Genomic DNA, 16782 nt, shown 5'->3' with positions numbered 1-16782 from the left:
CTGCTTATCGTTTAGACTTAGTTAAGCTGTACGTTGAGTGCCTTTGCGATTGCTTCTCCATACGCCGGGTCGGCCTTGAAGAAATGCTGCAATTGGCGATCAACCACATCGCTGGAAACACCTGCCATTGCGCCGGCAATATTGTTGATCAGCAGCGTTTTCTGCTCATCGCTCATCAGGCGGAACAGCGCACCAGCGTGGCTGTAGTAGTCGGTATCTTCGCGATGATCATAACGATCAGCCGCGCCACTCAAGGCCAAAGCGGGTTCCGCGTAGCGCGGTGCCTGTTTCGGTGATTCTACGTAGCTGTTCGGCTCGTAGTTCGGTGCTGCACCACCATTGGCGCCAAACGCCATGGAGCCATCGCGCTGGTAAGTGTTGACCGGGCTGCGAGGCGCATTCACCGGCAGCTGCTGGTGATTGGTCCCAACACGGTAGCGGTGAGCATCAGCGTAAGCGAACACGCGACCTTGCAGCATGCGGTCAGGCGACAGACCGACGCCGGGGACCATATTGCTCGGACCGAACGCCGCCTGCTCGACTTCAGCGAAGTAATTCAACGGATTACGGTTGAGCTCCAACTCACCCACTTCGATCAGCGGAAACTCTTTCTGCGACCAGGTTTTGGTCACGTCAAACGGGTTTTCGTAATGAGCCTCAGCTTGGGCCTCGGTCATGATCTGGATATTGACACTCCATTTCGGGAAGTCACCGCGTTCAATGGCGCCGAACAGGTCGCGCTGTGCGTAATCCGGGTCAGTACCGGCCAAGCGCGCCGCTTCTGCAGGAGCGAGGTTCTTGATCCCTTGCCTGGTTTTGTAGTGCCATTTCACCCAGTGACGCACGCCATTGGCGTTAATCAGGCTGTAGGTGTGGCTACCGAAGCCATGCATGTGGCGATAGCCGTCAGGGATGCCACGGTCCGAGAACAGGATAGTGACCTGGTGCAACGCCTCAGGCGAATGCGACCAAAAATCCCACATCGCCTGCGCGCTTTTCAGGTTGCTTTGCGGCAGGCGCTTTTGGGTGTGGATAAAGTCGGGGAATTTCAGCGGGTCGCGAATGAAGAACACCGGCGTGTTGTTACCAACAATGTCCCAGTTGCCTTCTTCTGTGTAGAACTTCAGGGCGAAACCGCGCGGATCACGCTCGGTGTCAGCCGAACCACGTTCGCCACCTACAGTGGAGAATCGCAGGAAGGTCGGAGTTTGTTTGCCGACGGACTCAAACAGCTTGGCGCTGGTGTACTCAGTGATGTCGCGAGTCACGGTGAACGTACCGTAGGCACCCGAACCTTTGGCGTGCACACGACGCTCAGGAATGTTTTCACGATTGAAGTGCGCAAGCTTCTCGATCAGGTGGAAATCGTCGAGCAGCAAAGGGCCACGAGGGCCGGCGGAGCGGGAATTCTGATTGTCGGCGACAGGAGCGCCACTGGCGGTCGTAAGCGTTTTATTCTGGCTCATGCGATCTCATCCTTTGTCAGTTTGGAACTGCCGGCTAATCGGCGTGGAAGGGAGTATTGACCATCAATCATGGCACCTACAAATTCATTAATTTGCAGACATCAATAGAAAAATACTACCAACAATCCCGCTCATATACTGAAGGCATGAACAGCAAGGAAGCTTGTACGAACAGCGCGTTTTCTCACACGCACAAAAAACCGGGCACTAGGCCCGGTTCCTTGTTTCAGACTGACGTCTTACTCAGCGGATACAGCTTCACCGCCGACAGGACGATCAACCAACTCGACGTACGCCATAGGCGCGTTGTCGCCAGTGCGGAAACCGCACTTGAGGATGCGCAGGTAGCCACCCTCACGGGTAGCGTAACGCTTGCCCAGGTCGTTGAAGAGCTTACCAACGATAGCTTTCGAACGAGTACGGTCGAAAGCCAGACGGCGGTTAGCCAGGCTGTCTGTCTTGGCCAAAGTGATCAGCGGCTCAGCAACGCGGCGCAGTTCTTTGGCTTTTGGCAGTGTAGTTTTGATCAGCTCGTGCTCGAACAGCGACACCGCCATGTTTTGAAACATGGCCTTGCGGTGCGAGCTGGTGCGGCTCAGGTGACGACCACTTTTACGATGACGCATGGTTCATTCCTTACCAAACACAACGTTCGGTGATTACGACGATCAGGCAGTCGCCTTGTCGTCCTTCTTAAGACTTGCAGGCGGCCAGTTGTCGAGGCGCATGCCGAGGGACAGACCGCGGGAGGCCAGAACGTCCTTGATTTCAGTCAAGGATTTCTTGCCAAGGTTCGGAGTCTTCAACAGCTCTACTTCGGTACGCTGAATCAGGTCACCGATGTAGTAGATGTTTTCCGCCTTAAGGCAGTTAGCCGAACGTACAGTCAGTTCCAGATCGTCAACCGGGCGAAGCAGGATCGGATCGATCTCGTCTTCCTGCTCAACAACCACTGGCTCACTGTCACCTTTGAGGTCGACGAACGCAGCCAACTGCTGTTGCAGAATGGTTGCAGCACGGCGGATAGCCTCTTCAGGATCCAGGGTACCGTTGGTTTCCAGATCAATAACCAGCTTGTCCAGGTTAGTACGCTGTTCGACACGGGCGTTTTCCACCACGTATGCGATACGGCGAACCGGGCTGAACGAAGAGTCAAGCTGCAAGCGACCGATGCTGCGGCTTTCGTCTTCATCGCTCTGACGCGAGTCTGCCGGTTCATAACCACGACCACGAGCTACGGTGAGCTTCATGTTCAGGGCGCCGTTAGACGCCAGGTTAGCGATTACGTGATCGGGGTTAACGATCTCGACATCATGATCCAGCTGAATATCGGCAGCGGTAACCACCCCCGAACCCTTCTTCGACAAGGTCAGCGTAACTTCGTCTCGACCGTGCAGCTTGATAGCCAGACCTTTAAGGTTCAACAGGATTTCAATTACGTCTTCCTGTACACCTTCGATGGCGCTGTACTCGTGGAGCACACCGTCAATCTCGGCCTCGACTACTGCACAGCCGGGCATTGAGGACAACAGGATGCGGCGCAGCGCGTTGCCCAGGGTGTGGCCGAAACCACGCTCGAGAGGCTCGAGAGTGATCTTGGCGCGGGTTGGACTGACAACCTGCACATCAATATGGCGGGGTGTCAGGAACTCATTTACCGAAATCTGCATGGATGCACCTATTTTCTAGCCCTTACTTGGAGTAGAGCTCGACAATCAGGCTTTCGTTGATGTCGGCGGACAGATCACTGCGAGCTGGAACGTTCTTGAAAACGCCCGACTTCTTCTCAGTGTCTACTTCTACCCATTCTACGCGGCCACGTTGGGCACACAGATCGAGAGCTTGGACAATGCGAAGTTGGTTCTTTGCTTTCTCGCGAACTGCGACCACGTCACCAGCACGAACCTGGTAAGACGGAACGTTTACGGTCTGACCGTTAACGCTGATCGACTTGTGCGATACCAGCTGACGGGATTCGGCACGAGTAGAGCCAAAACCCATACGGTATACAACGTTGTCCAGACGGCATTCGAGCAGCTGCAACAGGTTTTCGCCAGTTGCGCCTTTCTTGCCAGCAGCTTCTTTGTAGTAGCCGCTGAATTGACGCTCGAGAACGCCGTAGATACGACGGACCTTCTGCTTTTCACGCAGTTGGGTGCCGTAATCGGACTGGCGACCGCGGCGTTGGCCGTGGATACCAGGTGCTGCTTCGATGTTGCACTTCGATTCGATCGCGCGCACGCCGCTCTTCAGAAAGAGATCGGTGCCTTCGCGACGAGCGAGTTTGCATTTTGGACCAATGTAACGAGCCATTCTTTACAATCTCCTGGATTACACGCGGCGCTTCTTCGGCGGACGGCACCCGTTGTGCGGGATTGGCGTCACGTCGGTGATGCTGGCGATCTTGTAGCCACAGCCGTTCAAAGCGCGGACTGCAGATTCACGACCTGGGCCTGGACCTTTGACGTTAACGTCGAGGTTTTTCAGGCCGTATTCCAGCGCAGCTTGACCAGCACGTTCAGCAGCTACTTGAGCAGCAAACGGGGTGGACTTGCGGGAACCGCGGAAACCCGAACCACCGGAGGTAGCCCAGGAAAGAGCGTTGCCTTGACGGTCGGTGATGGTCACGATTGTGTTGTTAAAAGAAGCATGGATGTGGGCGATGCCATCAACCACTGTCTTTTTAACTTTTTTACGAGGACGAGCAGCAGGTTTAGCCATGATTAATTTCCTGTCGATTCGCTGGGGCGATTACTTGCGGATCGGCTTACGCGGACCTTTACGGGTACGCGCGTTAGTCTTGGTACGCTGACCGCGCACTGGAAGACCACGACGATGACGCAGACCGCGATAGCAACCGAGGTCCATCAAACGCTTGATTTTCATGTTGATTTCGCGACGCAGGTCACCTTCAGTGGTGAACTTCGCCACTTCGCCACGCAGCTGTTCAATCTGCTCGTCGCTCAGATCTTTGATCTTTGCGGCTGGGTTTACCCCAGTCACTGCACAAATTTTCTGTGCAGTAGTGCGACCAACACCATAGATGTAGGTCAGCGAGATAACAGTATGCTTGTTATCTGGAATGTTAACGCCTGCAATACGGGCCATTCAGTGGGACTCCAATTGACAGCTACCTACGCCCCGGAAGCCAAGAAATAGGGCGCGAGATAATATCGCTGTAATAACAAATAATCAACCCGGCAGCGCACTAGCTGCCGGGCTTGAAGCACAATCACACTCAGCCTTGGCGCTGTTTGTGACGCGGTTCCGCGCTGCAAATTACTCGAACAACACCTTCGCGGCGAATAATCTTGCAGTTACGGCACAGCTTTTTCACCGATGCACGAACTTTCATCACCAACTCCTCGAACCTTATGGGTACTCAGCGCAACATGCCGCTGCCGTAACCCTTCAGGTTGGCTTTCTTCATCAGGGATTCGTACTGGTGCGAAACGAGGTGCGATTGTACTTGAGACATGAAGTCCATCACAACCACGACCACGATCAGCAACGAGGTCCCGCCAAGGTAGAACGGAACGTTTGCTGCAACCACCAGGAACTGGGGCAACAGGCACACGGCCGTCATATATAGAGCACCGAACAGGGTCAAACGAGTCAGAACGCCATCAATGTAGCGCGCAGACTGCTCACCTGGACGGATGCCCGGAATAAAGGCACCGGACTTCTTCAGGTTTTCCGCTACGTCTTTCGGATTGAACATCAACGCCGTATAGAAGAAGCAGAAGAAAATAATCCCTGCACTAAACAGCAGAATATTCAACGGCTGACCAGGAGCGATCGACTGCGAGATGTCCTGCAGCCAGCCCATACCTTCAGACTGACCAAACCAGGTACCCAACGAAGCCGGGAACAGCAAAATGCTGCTCGCGAAAATGGCTGGAATAACACCGGCCATGTTCACCTTCAACGGCAAGTGGCTAGTCTGCGCAGCAAAGACCTTGCGGCCCTGCTGACGCTTGGCGTAATGAACAGCAATACGACGCTGACCACGCTCAATGAACACCACGAAACCGATAATCGCTACTGCCAGCAAACCGATGGCAACCAAGGCAAAAATGTTGATATCACCCTGACGCGCAGACTCGAAAGACTGCCCGATCGCTCTCGGAAGACCGGCGACGATACCTGCGAAAATCAACATCGAGATACCGTTGCCAACACCACGCTCAGTAATCTGCTCACCCAGCCACATCATGAACATCGCACCAGCCACAAAAGTGGATACCGCGACGAAATGGAAGCCAAAGTCACCAGTGAACGCAACGCCCTGCCCCGCCAGACCAATGGACATGCCAATTGCCTGAACGAGAGCGAGGACGACAGTGCCGTAGCGGGTGTACTGAGCAATCTTGCGACGCCCAGCTTCACCTTCCTTCTTCAACTGTTCCAGCTGCGGGCTGACGGCGGTCATCAGCTGCATGATGATCGATGCCGAAATGTACGGCATGATCCCCAGCGCAAAGATGCTCATCCGTTCCAGCGCGCCGCCGGAAAACATGTTGAACAAGCTAAGAATGGTCCCCTCATTCTGTCGAAACAGGTCCGCGAGTCGGTCCGGGTTGATACCTGGAACCGGGATGTGTGCGCCTATTCGGTAGACGATAATCGCCAAGAATAGAAAACGCAGACGAGCCCAGAGTTCAGACATACCGCCTTTGCCGAGCGCAGAGAGAGCACCTTGCTTAGCCATTTATTCCTCGAACTTGCCGCCAGCTGCTTCGATAGCCGCACGCGCACCTTTGGTGGCGCCGATTCCCTTTCCGATGGTAACAGCGCGAGTAACTTCGCCGGACAGCATGATTTTCACACGCTGAACGTTGACGTTGATCACGTTGGCATCTTTCAGGGACTGCACGGTGACGATGTCGCCTTCCACTTTAGCCAGCTCGGACAAGCGCACTTCTGCGCGATCCATGGCCTTCAGGGAAACGAAACCGAACTTCGGCAGGCGACGATGCAGCGGCTGTTGACCGCCTTCAAAGCCTGGAGCAATGGTGCCACCGGAGCGGGAGGACTGACCTTTGTGGCCACGGCCACCGGTCTTGCCCAAACCACTACCGATACCACGGCCCGGACGATGCTTTTCGCGACGGGAACCCGGCGCTGGACTCAGATCATTGAGTTTCATCGATTAACCCTCGACACGCAGCATGTAGTAAGCCTTGTTGATCATCCCGCGATTCTCGGGAGTATCAAGTACTTCTACAGTGTGACCGATGCGACGCAGACCCAGACCCTTAACGCACAGTTTGTGGTTAGGGATGCGGCCGGTCATGCTTTTGATCAGCGTAACTTTAACGGTAGCCATGATCAGAAGATCTCCTTGACGCTTTTGCCACGCTTGGCGGCAATGGATTCAGGAGACTGCATAGCTTTCAAACCTTTGAAAGTGGCGTGAACCACGTTTACCGGGTTAGTCGAGCCGTAGCACTTGGCCAGAACGTTCTGAACGCCGGCAACTTCGAGGACAGCACGCATAGCGCCGCCAGCGATGATACCGGTACCTTCAGAAGCAGGCTGCATGTACACCTTCGAAGCGCCATGGGCGGACTTCATTGCGTACTGCAGAGTGGTGCCGTTCAGATCAACTTGGATCATGTTGCGGCGAGCAGCTTCCATTGCCTTCTGGATCGCAGCAGGCACTTCACGCGACTTGCCACGGCCGAAGCCAACACGGCCTTTACCATCACCAACCACGGTCAACGCGGTGAAAGTGAAGATACGGCCGCCTTTAACGGTTTTGGCTACGCGGTTAACTTGAACCAGCTTCTCGATGTAGCCTTCGTCGCGCTTTTGGTCGTTATTTGACATAACTTAGAACTCCAGCCCAGCTTCACGAGCAGCATCAGCCAGCGCCTTGACGCGGCCGTGGTACTTGAAGCCAGAGCGGTCGAAAGCCACCTGCGAGACGCCAGCGGCTTTAGCACGCGTAGCGACCAGCTGGCCAACCTTAGTGGCCGCGTCGATGTTGCCAGTGGCCCCATCACGCAGTTCTTTATCCAAAGTCGAGGCACTTGCCAGGACTTTGTTGCCGTCGGCCGAAATGACCTGGGCGTAGATGTGCTGCGACGAGCGGAACACGCAGAGACGCACGACTTCGAGTTCGTGCATTTTCAGGCGTGCTTTGCGAGCGCGACGCAGTCGAGTAACTTTTTTGTCGGTCATTTGCTATGCCCTACTTCTTCTTGGCTTCTTTACGACGGACGACTTCGTCCGCGTAGCGCACACCTTTGCCTTTGTACGGCTCTGGTGGACGGAAGTCGCGGATCTCGGCGGCCACTTGACCTACCAGCTGCTTATCGATACCCCTGATCAGGATATCGGTCTGGCTAGGAGTCTCAGCGGTGATGCCTTCCGGCAGTTCATAATCCACTGGGTGCGAGAAGCCAAGAGCCAGGTTCAGCACTGTGCCTTTTGCTTGCGCTTTGTAACCAACACCGACCAGCTGGAGCTTGCGCTCGAAGCCTTGGCTTACGCCTTGGACCATGTTGTTAACCAACGCACGAGTGGTACCAGCCATTGCGCGAGTTTGTTGATCGCCATTGCGAGCAGCGAAACGCAGCTCACCAGCTTCTTCAACGATCTCAACGGACGAATGGATGTTCAGTTCAAGAGTACCCTTGGCACCCTTCACCGAAAGCTGTTGACCTGCGAATTTGACTTCGACACCGGCTGGCAGCTTAACGGGGTTCTTAGCGACGCGTGACATGCTTATCCCCCCTTAGAACACAGTGCAAAGAACTTCGCCGCCGACACCGGCAGCGCGCGCAGCACGATCCGTCATCACACCTTTGTTGGTGGAGACGATAGACACACCGAGACCGCCACGAACTTTTGGCAGATCATCGACGGACTTGTACTGACGCAGGCCTGGACGGCTAACGCGCTTCACTTCTTCGATGACCGGACGGCCTTCGAAGTACTTCAGCTCGATGGACAGCAGTGGCTTGATTTCGCTGCTGATCTGATAACCCGCAATGTAACCTTCGTCCTTCAGGACTTTGGCAACAGCTACCTTCAAAGTAGAAGATGGCATGCTTACGACGGACTTTTCAGCCATCTGGGCATTACGGATTCGAGTTAGCATGTCCGCTAACGGGTCCTGCATACTCATGGGCTAGACGCTCCTAATACACAAAAAATTAGCCTTGCGGCTACTACGTGTCGCCGAGCACATCCGCGCGAAAAAAGCACGGGCTCAGGCGAGCCGGGTATTCTAGACACACCCCACAAATGAATCAAGCCCCAATAGGGGCTTGATTCAAGTTCAAGGTCACCGATGGTCAGGATCTTGCGATCCCGAACACCGAGACTTTGATAGTGCTTACCAGCTGGCTTTAACCAGACCAGGTACGTCACCACGCATAGCAGCTTCACGCAGTTTGTTACGGCCGAGGCCGAACTTGCGGTAAACGCCGTGTGGACGACCGGTCAGGCGGCAGCGGTTACGCATGCGCGAGGCGCTTGCGTCACGTGGCTGCTTCTGCAGAGCTACTGTAGCTTCCCAACGCGCTTCTGGACTTGCGTTCAGATCAACGATGATAGCTTTCAGTGCTGCACGCTTTTTGGCGTACTTGGCAACCGTGAGCTGACGCTTCAGCTCGCGGTTTTTCATGCTCATCTTGGCCATTTTCCTACTCCAATCAGTTGCGGAACGGGAATTTGAAAGCGCGCAGCAGAGCGCGACCTTCATCATCGTTCTTGGCAGTGGTGGTCAGGGTGATGTCCAGACCGCGGAGAGCATCGATCTTGTCGTAGTCGATTTCCGGGAAGATGATCTGCTCTTTAACGCCCATGCTGTAGTTACCACGACCATCGAAGGACTTGGCATTCAGGCCGCGGAAGTCGCGAACCCGAGGCAGGGAGATCGACAGCAGACGATCCAGGAATTCGTACATACGCTCACGGCGCAGAGTCACTTTGACGCCGATCGGCCAACCTTCACGGACTTTAAAGCCAGCGATGGATTTCCGAGCGTAAGTCACAACGACTTTCTGACCGGTGATCTTTTCCAGGTCGGCAACAGCGTGCTCGATGACTTTTTTGTCACCGACTGCTTCGCCCAGACCCATGTTCAGGGTGATTTTGGTAACGCGTGGAACTTCCATCACATTCGAAAGCTTAAGTTCTTCCTTAAGCTTCGGTGCGATTTCCTTCCAGTAAATCTCTTTTAGTCGTGCCATGGTCTTCTACCTAGCAGTGTTCAAGCATCAACCGCTTTTTGGGTCGACTTGAAGACACGAATTTTCTTACCGTCTTCTACTTTAAAACCAACGCGATCAGCCTTGTTGGTTTCGCCGTTGAAAATGGCAACGTTGGAAGCGTGCAGTGGCGCTTCTTTCTCGACGATACCGCCTTGTACGCCCGACATCGGGTTAGGCTTGGTATGACGCTTGACCAGGTTCAGACCACCAACGACCAGACGGTCGTCAGCGAGAACCTTAAGCACCTTACCGCGCTTACCTTTGTCTTTGCCGGCGATCACGATGATCTCGTCGTCACGACGAATCTTTTGCATGTCGGATCTCCTTACAGCACTTCTGGGGCGAGCGAGACGATCTTCATGAACTTCTCAGTACGAAGTTCACGGGTCACTGGCCCAAAGATACGGGTGCCGATCGGCTCTTGCTTGTTGTTCAGAAGAACAGCAGCGTTGCCATCAAAGCGGATAATGGAGCCATCAGCACGACGTACGCCGTGACGAGTGCGGACTACTACAGCAGTCATCACTTGGCCTTTTTTCACTTTACCGCGAGGAATTGCTTCCTTCACGGTAACTTTGATGATGTCACCGATACCAGCGTAACGACGATGGGAGCCACCCAGCACCTTGATGCACATAACACGGCGAGCGCCGCTGTTATCGGCCACATCGAGCATGGATTGAGTCTGAATCATATAATTTCTCCGACCCCTAGTCCTTAGACTTCCACAGCGCGTTCGAGAACATCAACCAGCGCCCAAGACTTGGTCTTGGCCAAAGGACGAGTTTCACGAATAGTGACTTTGTCGCCGATGTGGCACTGATTGGTTTCGTCGTGCGCGTGCAGCTTAGTCGAACGCTTAACGTATTTACCGTAGATCGGGTGCTTAACGCGACGCTCGATCAGAACGGTGATGGTTTTGTCCATCTTGTCGCTGACAACACGGCCAGTCAGCGTACGGACAGTTTTTTCGGCTTCAGCCATGATTACTTACCTGCCTGCTGGTTGAGCACAGTCTTCACGCGAGCGATGTCACGCTTAACTTGCGAGAGCAGATGAGACTGCCCCAACTGGCCAGTTGCTTTCTGCATACGCAGATTGAACTGGTCGCGCAGCAAGCCGAGCAGTTGCTCGTTCAGCTGCTGTGCGGATTTTTCACGAAGTTCATTCGCTTTCATCACATCACCGTCCGTTTAACAAAGGCGGTGGCGAGCGGCAGCTTTGCAGCAGCCAGGGCAAAAGCCTCACGCGCCAGCTCTTCAGAAACACCCTCGATTTCATACAGGACTTTGCCTGGCTGAATCTGGGCAACCCAGTACTCCACACTACCCTTACCTTTACCCATCCGAACTTCGAGTGGCTTTTTGGAAATAGGCTTGTCCGGGAATACACGGATCCAGATCTTGCCGCCACGTTTAACGTGACGGGTCAGAGCACGACGCGCTGACTCGATCTGACGAGCGGTGAGACGACCACGAGCTACAGACTTCAGCGCGAACTCGCCGAAGCTGACTTTGCTACCGCGCTGAGCCAGACCACGGTTGTGGCCTGTCATCTGCTTGCGGAACTTCGTACGCTTTGGTTGCAACATTTGGCGTACCCCTTACTTAGCAGCTTTTTTACGAGGCGCTGGTGCTTGTGGTTTCAGTTCTTCTTGGCGACCACCAATTACTTCGCCTTTGAAGATCCAAACCTTTACACCGATCACACCGTAAGTGGTGTGAGCTTCGTAGTTGGCATAGTCGATGTCGGCACGCAGGGTGTGCAGTGGCACACGACCTTCGCGATACCATTCAGTACGTGCGATTTCAGCACCGCCGAGACGACCGCTCACTTGGATTTTGATGCCTTTGGCACCAATGCGCATGGCGTTCTGAACAGCGCGCTTCATAGCGCGACGGAACATTACGCGACGCTCCAGCTGCTGAGCTACGCTCTGCGCAACCAGCATACCGTCGAGCTCCGGCTTGCGGATCTCTTCGATATTGATGTGCACAGGCACACCCATTTGCTTGGTCAGGTCCTGACGCAGTTTCTCAACATCTTCACCTTTCTTCCCGATAACGATACCTGGACGAGCGGTGTGGATGGTGATACGTGCAGTCTGAGCCGGACGATGGATATCGATACGGCTTACGGACGCGCTTTTTAGTTTGTCTTGGAGATACTCACGCACCTTCAGATCAGCGAACAAATAGTCCGCATAAGTCCGACCGTCTGCGTACCAGACGGAGGTGTGCTCCTTGACGATTCCCAGGCGAATGCCAATGGGATGTACTTTCTGACCCATCTCTTCGACTCCGTTACTTGTCAGCAACCTTGACAGTGATATGGCAAGACCGCTTGACGATGCGATCAGCACGGCCTTTGGCACGTGGCATGATTCGCTTCAGCGAACGCCCTTCGTTGACGAAAACGGTGCTGACTTTAAGGTCATCAACGTCTGCGCCTTCGTTATGCTCGGCGTTGGCTACGGCCGACTCCAGCACTTTCTTCATGATCTCGGCGGCTTTCTTACTGCTGAAAGCCAACAGGTTGAGCGCTTCGCCCACCTTCTTCCCGCGGATCTGGTCGGCGACCAAGCGGGCTTTCTGGGCGGAGATTCGAGCGCCCGACAACTTAGCGGCTACTTCCATCGTTCCTTACCCCTTAACGCTTGGCTTTCTTGTCTGCCACGTGCCCACGATATGTGCGGGTACCGGCAAACTCGCCCAGTTTGTGGCCGACCATGTCTTCGTTCACGAGAACTGGAACATGTTGACGACCGTTATGCACTGCAATGGTCAGACCGACCATTTGTGGCAGGATCATCGAACGACGCGACCAGGTCTTAACTGGTTTGCGATCGTTCTTTTCCGCCGCCACTTCGATCTTCTTCAGTAGGTGAAGATCAATAAAAGGACCTTTTTTCAGAGAACGTGGCACTGTCGTATCCCTCTATTTACTTGCGACGACGGACGATCATTTTGTCGGTACGCTTATTACCACGAGTCTTCGCGCCCTTAGTCGGGAAGCCCCATGGCGATACCGGATGACGACCACCAGAGGTACGACCTTCACCACCACCATGTGGGTGGTCAACCGGGTTCATGGCAACACCACGAACGGTTGGGCGAACGCCACGCCAGCGTTTGGCACCAGCTTTACCCAGCGAACGCAGGCTGTGCTCGGAGTTCGAGACTTCACCCAGGGTCGCGCGGCATTCAGCCAGCACTTTACGCATCTCACCAGAACGCAGACGCAGGGTCACGTAGACACCTTCACGAGCGATCAGCTGAGCCGAAGCACCAGCGGAACGAGCGATTTGCGCGCCTTTACCTGGCTTCAATTCGATGCCGTGTACGGTGCTACCAACTGGAATGTTACGCAGTTGCAGAGCGTTGCCCGGCTTGATCGGCGCCAAAGCACCTGCGATCAGCTGGTCACCAGCACTCACGCCTTTAGGGGCGATGATGTAGCGACGCTCGCCATCTGCGTACAGCAGCAGAGCGATGTGAGCAGTACGGTTTGGATCGTATTCAATACGCTCGACAGTGGCAGAGATGCCATCTTTGTCGTTGCGACGGAAATCGACCAGACGATAATGCTGCTTATGGCCACCACCGATGTGACGAGTGGTAATACGACCATTGTTGTTACGACCACCAGTCTTCGATTTTTTCTCGAGCAGCGGTGCGTGAGGAGCGCCTTTATGCAGCTCCTGGTTGACCACCTTGACCACAAAACGGCGGCCAGGGGAAGTCGGTTTGCATTTAACGATTGCCATGATGCACCCCTTCCTTACTCAGCACTGCTGCTGAAATCGAGATCTTGGCCTGGCTGAAGGGAGATAACTGCCTTCTTCCAGTCATTACGCTTGCCCAGACCGCGAGCAGTGCGCTTGCTCTTACCCAGAACATTCAGGGTAGTAACACGCTCTACTTTCACGCTGAACAGGCTTTCGACGGCCTTCTTGATTTCCAGCTTGGTTGCGTCAGTTGCAACCTTGAAAACGAACTGGCCTTTCTTGTCAGCCAGAACCGTAGCCTTCTCGGAAACGTGCGGGCCAAGCAGAACTTTAAATACGCGTTCCTGGTTCATCCCAGCAGCTCCTCGAATTTCTTCACGGCCGACACGGTGATCAACACCTTGTCGTATGCGATCAGACTAACTGGATCGGAACCTTGCACGTCACGTACATCAACGTGTGGCAGGTTGCGAGCAGCCAGGTACAGGTTCTGATCAACCACTTCAGACACGATCAAGACGTCAGTCAGGCCCATGCCGGTCAGTTTGTTCAGCAGATCTTTGGTCTTCGGTGCATCAACAGCGAAGTCCTGAACCACAACCAGACGATCAGTACGCACCAGCTCAGCAAGGATGGAACGCATTGCTGCGCGATACATCTTCTTGTTCAGCTTCTGGGTGTGATCCTGAGGACGAGCTGCGAAAGTGGTACCGCCGCCACGCCAGATTGGGCTACGGATAGTACCGGCACGAGCACGGCCAGTACCTTTCTGACGCCATGGGCGCTTACCGCCACCACGAACGTCGGAACGGGTCTTTTGCTGCTTGCTACCTTGACGGCCGCCGGCCATGTAGGCCACGACTGCTTGGTGAACCAGCGTCTCGTTGAATTCGCCGCCAAATGTCAGTTCGGAAACTTCGATCGCTTGAGCGTCATTTACATTTAATTGCATGTCAGCTTCCCCTTAACCGCGAGCCTTGGCTGCTGGACGTACAACCAAGTTGCCGCCAGTAGCGCCAGGAACAGCGCCCTTGACCAACAACAGATTGCGTTCAGCGTCCACGCGCACTACTTCGAGGGACTGCACGGTCACGCGCTCAGCGCCCATATGACCGGACATTTTTTTGCCCTTGAATACACGACCAGGAGTCTGGCACTGGCCGATAGAGCCTGGAACGCGGTGGGACACGGAGTTACCGTGGGTATTATCTTGCCCGCGGAAGTTCCAACGCTTGATCGTACCCTGGAAGCCTTTACCTTTGGACTGACCGGTTACATCAACCAGTTGACCAGCAGCGAAGATTTCAGCGTTGATCAGATCGCCGGCCTGGTACTCGCCTTCTTCAAGGCGGAATTCCATTACGGTACGACCAGCGGCAACGTTCGCTTTAGCGAAGTGGCCAGCCTGAGCAGCTGTAACACGCGAAGCACGACGCTCGCCTACAGTGACTTGCACTGCACGATAGCCATCGGTCTCTTCAGTTTTGAACTGGGTGACGCGATTCGGCTCGATCTCAATGACCGTGACCGGAATGGAGACACCTTCTTCGGTGAAAATACGGGTCATACCGCATTTACGACCGACTACACCAATAGTCATGTTGTAAACCTCATGAGTGTACGGGGCTTTCACCCGCTATGGCCGCCCATTTCAGAGCGTTACACGACTAAGACCGAGTCTTAGCCGAGGCTGATCTGCACTTCCACACCGGCCGCAAGATCAAGCTTCATAAGTGCATCAACGGTTTTATCCGTTGGCTGGACGATGTCCAGAACGCGCTTATGAGTACGGATCTCGTACTGGTCACGCGCGTCTTTGTTGACGTGCGGGGAGACCAGAACGGTGAACCGCTCTTTACGGGTAGGCAGTGGAATTGGACCACGCACTTGAGCACCAGTACGTTTCGCGGTTTCCACGATTTCCTGGGTGGATTGGTCGATCAGGCGATGGTCAAAAGCCTTCAACCTGATACGGATTTGCTGATTTTGCATTGGATTTCAGACTCCGGCTGCTATTCCCACCGAGCGCAATACGCCCGTTAAAAGGAGGCGCAATTCTATAGACGCCCCATATGGGTGTCAACCCAATAAAAAAGCCCCCGCTAAGCGGAGGCTTTTTCAACTCATCAAAGCTTACTCAAAAAAGAGCTTACTCGATGATTTTTGCTACGACGCCAGCGCCGACGGTACGACCGCCTTCACGGATAGCGAAACGCAGACCGTCTTCCATTGCGATGGTTTTGATCAGGGTGACAACCATTTTGATGTTGTCGCCTGGCATTACCATTTCAACGCCTTCCGGCAGTTCGCAGTTACCAGTCACGTCAGTAGTACGGAAGTAGAACTGTGGACGGTAGCCTTTGAAGAACGGAGTGTGACGACCGCCTTCTTCTTTGCTCAGAACGTAGACTTCAGCTTCGAACTTGGTGTGCGGCTTAACCGAACCTGGCTTAACCAGAACCTGGCCACGCTCAACGTCGTCACGCTTGGTACCACGCAGCAGAACGCCGCAGTTCTCGCCAGCACGACCTTCGTCGAGCAGCTTACGGAACATTTCAACACCGGTGCAGGTGGTGACGGTAGTGTCACGCAGACCAACGATTTCCAGTGGATCCTGAACCTTGACGATACCGCGCTCGATACGGCCAGTTACAACAGTACCGCGACCGGAGATCGAGAATACGTCTTCGATTGGCATCAGGAACGGCTTGTCGATAACACGGACTGGATCCGGAATGTAGCTGTCCAGAGTCTCAACCAGTTTACGAACGGCAGTGGTGCCCATTTCGTTGTCGTCTTGGCCGTTCAGAGCCATCAGAGCCGAACCGATGATGATCGGAGTGTCGTCACCCGGGAAGTCGTAAGTGCTCAGCAGATCGCGCACTTCCATCTCAACCAGTTCCAGCAGCTCAGCGTCGTCAACCATGTCAGCCTTGTTCAGGAAGACAACGATGTACGGAACGCCAACCTGACGGGACAGCAGGATGTGCTCACGGGTTTGCGGCATCGGACCATCAGCGGCCGAGCAAACCAGGATAGCGCCGTCCATCTGAGCAGCACCGGTGATCATGTTCTTCACATAGTCAGCGTGACCTGGGCAGTCAACGTGAGCGTAGTGGCGGATCAGCGAGTTGTATTCAACGTGCGCGGTGTTGATGGTGATACCACGAGCCTTTTCTTCCGGAGCGCTGTCGATTTTGTCGAAAGCAACAACGGCCGAACCGAAAACTTCGGAGCAGACGCGAGTCAGAGCAGCGGTCAGCGTGGTTTTACCGTGGTCGACGTGACCGATGGTGCCAACGTTGACGTGCGGGAGGGTACGGTCAAATTTTTCTTTAGCCACGACAATTAACTCCTAGCCTAA

At 54.5% G+C, this 16782-nt stretch carries 30 protein-coding genes; all 30 read right to left on the bottom strand.

Annotated features, from left to right (window positions below):
* Positions 1 to 17 precede the first annotated feature (17 nt).
* Positions 18 to 1466 carry a catalase gene (locus PMI18_RS23310; RefSeq protein ID WP_007896794.1) on the bottom strand — a complete coding sequence of 483 codons (1449 nt, stop codon included), beginning with the start codon at positions 1464 to 1466 and terminating at the stop codon, positions 18 to 20.
* Positions 1467 to 1705: 239 nt separating this feature from the next.
* Positions 1706 to 2092 carry a 50S ribosomal protein L17 gene (gene rplQ / locus PMI18_RS23315; RefSeq protein ID WP_007896790.1) on the bottom strand — a complete coding sequence of 129 codons (387 nt, stop codon included), beginning with the start codon at positions 2090 to 2092 and terminating at the stop codon, positions 1706 to 1708.
* Positions 2093 to 2134: 42 nt separating this feature from the next.
* Positions 2135 to 3136, bottom strand: a complete 1002-nt coding sequence (locus tag PMI18_RS23320; RefSeq protein WP_003186012.1) for a DNA-directed RNA polymerase subunit alpha — start codon at positions 3134 to 3136, stop codon at positions 2135 to 2137.
* Between the two features lie 22 nt (positions 3137 to 3158).
* Positions 3159 to 3779, bottom strand: a complete 621-nt coding sequence (rpsD, locus tag PMI18_RS23325) for a 30S ribosomal protein S4 (RefSeq protein ID WP_003176404.1) — start codon at positions 3777 to 3779, stop codon at positions 3159 to 3161.
* A gap of 18 nt (positions 3780 to 3797) precedes the next feature.
* The gene (gene rpsK / locus PMI18_RS23330) at positions 3798 to 4187 is read right to left on the bottom strand and encodes a 30S ribosomal protein S11 (RefSeq protein WP_002555466.1); all 390 of its coding nucleotides are present in this window, start codon (positions 4185 to 4187) and stop codon (positions 3798 to 3800) included.
* 30 nt (positions 4188 to 4217) lie between these two features.
* Positions 4218 to 4574: a 30S ribosomal protein S13 gene (rpsM, locus tag PMI18_RS0129330; RefSeq protein ID WP_003186020.1), complete on the bottom strand. Its 357-nt coding sequence runs from the start codon at positions 4572 to 4574 to the stop codon at positions 4218 to 4220.
* A gap of 130 nt (positions 4575 to 4704) precedes the next feature.
* Positions 4705 to 4821: a 50S ribosomal protein L36 gene (gene rpmJ / locus PMI18_RS0129325; RefSeq protein WP_002555468.1), complete on the bottom strand. Its 117-nt coding sequence runs from the start codon at positions 4819 to 4821 to the stop codon at positions 4705 to 4707.
* A 27-nt stretch (positions 4822 to 4848) separates the two neighbouring features.
* Entirely contained in the window at positions 4849 to 6177 is a 1329-nt protein-coding gene (gene secY / locus PMI18_RS23335; protein WP_007896784.1) for a preprotein translocase subunit SecY, read from the bottom strand.
* Positions 6178 to 6615 (bottom strand): 50S ribosomal protein L15, encoded by a 438-nt coding sequence (rplO, locus tag PMI18_RS23340; protein ID WP_007896782.1) that lies wholly within the window; start codon positions 6613 to 6615, stop codon positions 6178 to 6180.
* Positions 6616 to 6618: 3 nt separating this feature from the next.
* Positions 6619 to 6795, bottom strand: coding sequence for a 50S ribosomal protein L30 (gene rpmD / locus PMI18_RS23345; RefSeq protein WP_003186033.1), 177 nt, complete (start codon positions 6793 to 6795; stop codon positions 6619 to 6621).
* Between the two features lie 2 nt (positions 6796 to 6797).
* Positions 6798 to 7298, bottom strand: coding sequence for a 30S ribosomal protein S5 (gene rpsE / locus PMI18_RS23350; RefSeq protein ID WP_003186035.1), 501 nt, complete (start codon positions 7296 to 7298; stop codon positions 6798 to 6800).
* Positions 7299 to 7301: 3 nt separating this feature from the next.
* Positions 7302 to 7652, bottom strand: a complete 351-nt coding sequence (rplR, locus tag PMI18_RS23355; RefSeq protein ID WP_003186037.1) for a 50S ribosomal protein L18 — start codon at positions 7650 to 7652, stop codon at positions 7302 to 7304.
* A 10-nt stretch (positions 7653 to 7662) separates the two neighbouring features.
* Positions 7663 to 8196 carry a 50S ribosomal protein L6 gene (gene rplF / locus PMI18_RS23360; RefSeq protein ID WP_007896774.1) on the bottom strand — a complete coding sequence of 178 codons (534 nt, stop codon included), beginning with the start codon at positions 8194 to 8196 and terminating at the stop codon, positions 7663 to 7665.
* 12 nt (positions 8197 to 8208) lie between these two features.
* Entirely contained in the window at positions 8209 to 8601 is a 393-nt protein-coding gene (rpsH, locus tag PMI18_RS23365; RefSeq protein WP_003186040.1) for a 30S ribosomal protein S8, read from the bottom strand.
* A 210-nt stretch (positions 8602 to 8811) separates the two neighbouring features.
* On the bottom strand, positions 8812 to 9117 hold the full coding sequence (rpsN, locus tag PMI18_RS23370; protein ID WP_003176414.1) for a 30S ribosomal protein S14: 306 nt from the start codon (positions 9115 to 9117) through the stop codon (positions 8812 to 8814).
* A gap of 13 nt (positions 9118 to 9130) precedes the next feature.
* A complete protein-coding gene (rplE, locus tag PMI18_RS23375; RefSeq protein WP_003176415.1) occupies positions 9131 to 9670 on the bottom strand; it encodes a 50S ribosomal protein L5 in 540 nt (179 codons plus the stop codon).
* A gap of 20 nt (positions 9671 to 9690) precedes the next feature.
* Positions 9691 to 10005 (bottom strand): 50S ribosomal protein L24, encoded by a 315-nt coding sequence (gene rplX / locus PMI18_RS23380; RefSeq protein WP_007896770.1) that lies wholly within the window; start codon positions 10003 to 10005, stop codon positions 9691 to 9693.
* An 11-nt stretch (positions 10006 to 10016) separates the two neighbouring features.
* Entirely contained in the window at positions 10017 to 10385 is a 369-nt protein-coding gene (gene rplN, locus PMI18_RS23385; protein ID WP_002555479.1) for a 50S ribosomal protein L14, read from the bottom strand.
* Between the two features lie 23 nt (positions 10386 to 10408).
* Complete coding sequence (gene rpsQ, locus PMI18_RS23390) at positions 10409 to 10675, bottom strand: 30S ribosomal protein S17 (RefSeq protein WP_003176419.1); 267 nt, start codon at positions 10673 to 10675, stop codon at positions 10409 to 10411.
* Between the two features lie 2 nt (positions 10676 to 10677).
* Positions 10678 to 10869 (bottom strand): 50S ribosomal protein L29, encoded by a 192-nt coding sequence (rpmC, locus tag PMI18_RS23395; protein ID WP_002555481.1) that lies wholly within the window; start codon positions 10867 to 10869, stop codon positions 10678 to 10680.
* On the bottom strand, positions 10869 to 11282 hold the full coding sequence (gene rplP, locus PMI18_RS23400; RefSeq protein ID WP_007896757.1) for a 50S ribosomal protein L16: 414 nt from the start codon (positions 11280 to 11282) through the stop codon (positions 10869 to 10871). Before rplP ends, rpmC begins: the two co-directional genes overlap by 1 nt.
* A 12-nt stretch (positions 11283 to 11294) precedes the next feature.
* Positions 11295 to 11981, bottom strand: a complete 687-nt coding sequence (rpsC, locus tag PMI18_RS23405) for a 30S ribosomal protein S3 (RefSeq protein ID WP_003176422.1) — start codon at positions 11979 to 11981, stop codon at positions 11295 to 11297.
* Between the two features lie 13 nt (positions 11982 to 11994).
* Entirely contained in the window at positions 11995 to 12327 is a 333-nt protein-coding gene (rplV, locus tag PMI18_RS23410) for a 50S ribosomal protein L22 (RefSeq protein WP_003103908.1), read from the bottom strand.
* A gap of 13 nt (positions 12328 to 12340) precedes the next feature.
* Positions 12341 to 12616 carry a 30S ribosomal protein S19 gene (rpsS, locus tag PMI18_RS23415; RefSeq protein WP_002555486.1) on the bottom strand — a complete coding sequence of 92 codons (276 nt, stop codon included), beginning with the start codon at positions 12614 to 12616 and terminating at the stop codon, positions 12341 to 12343.
* Between the two features lie 16 nt (positions 12617 to 12632).
* A complete protein-coding gene (gene rplB, locus PMI18_RS23420) occupies positions 12633 to 13457 on the bottom strand; it encodes a 50S ribosomal protein L2 (RefSeq protein ID WP_003176423.1) in 825 nt (274 codons plus the stop codon).
* Positions 13458 to 13471: 14 nt separating this feature from the next.
* The gene (gene rplW, locus PMI18_RS23425) at positions 13472 to 13771 is read right to left on the bottom strand and encodes a 50S ribosomal protein L23 (protein WP_002555488.1); all 300 of its coding nucleotides are present in this window, start codon (positions 13769 to 13771) and stop codon (positions 13472 to 13474) included.
* Positions 13768 to 14370: a 50S ribosomal protein L4 gene (rplD, locus tag PMI18_RS23430; protein WP_007896707.1), complete on the bottom strand. Its 603-nt coding sequence runs from the start codon at positions 14368 to 14370 to the stop codon at positions 13768 to 13770. The genes rplW and rplD overlap by 4 nt, the downstream gene beginning before the upstream one ends.
* Positions 14371 to 14382: 12 nt before the next feature.
* A complete protein-coding gene (gene rplC / locus PMI18_RS23435; protein ID WP_003186059.1) occupies positions 14383 to 15018 on the bottom strand; it encodes a 50S ribosomal protein L3 in 636 nt (211 codons plus the stop codon).
* Between the two features lie 80 nt (positions 15019 to 15098).
* Positions 15099 to 15410, bottom strand: a complete 312-nt coding sequence (rpsJ, locus tag PMI18_RS23440) for a 30S ribosomal protein S10 (protein ID WP_003186070.1) — start codon at positions 15408 to 15410, stop codon at positions 15099 to 15101.
* 157 nt (positions 15411 to 15567) lie between these two features.
* Positions 15568 to 16761 carry an elongation factor Tu gene (gene tuf / locus PMI18_RS23445; protein WP_007896660.1) on the bottom strand — a complete coding sequence of 398 codons (1194 nt, stop codon included), beginning with the start codon at positions 16759 to 16761 and terminating at the stop codon, positions 15568 to 15570.
* Between the last annotated feature and the right edge of the window lie 21 nt (positions 16762 to 16782).

Source organism: Pseudomonas sp. GM102 (assembly GCF_000282555.1).
Lineage (GTDB): Bacteria > Pseudomonadota > Gammaproteobacteria > Pseudomonadales > Pseudomonadaceae > Aquipseudomonas.
Note: the sequence above shows the minus strand (reverse complement) of the source record. Positions and strands in the feature narration are given on the sequence as shown.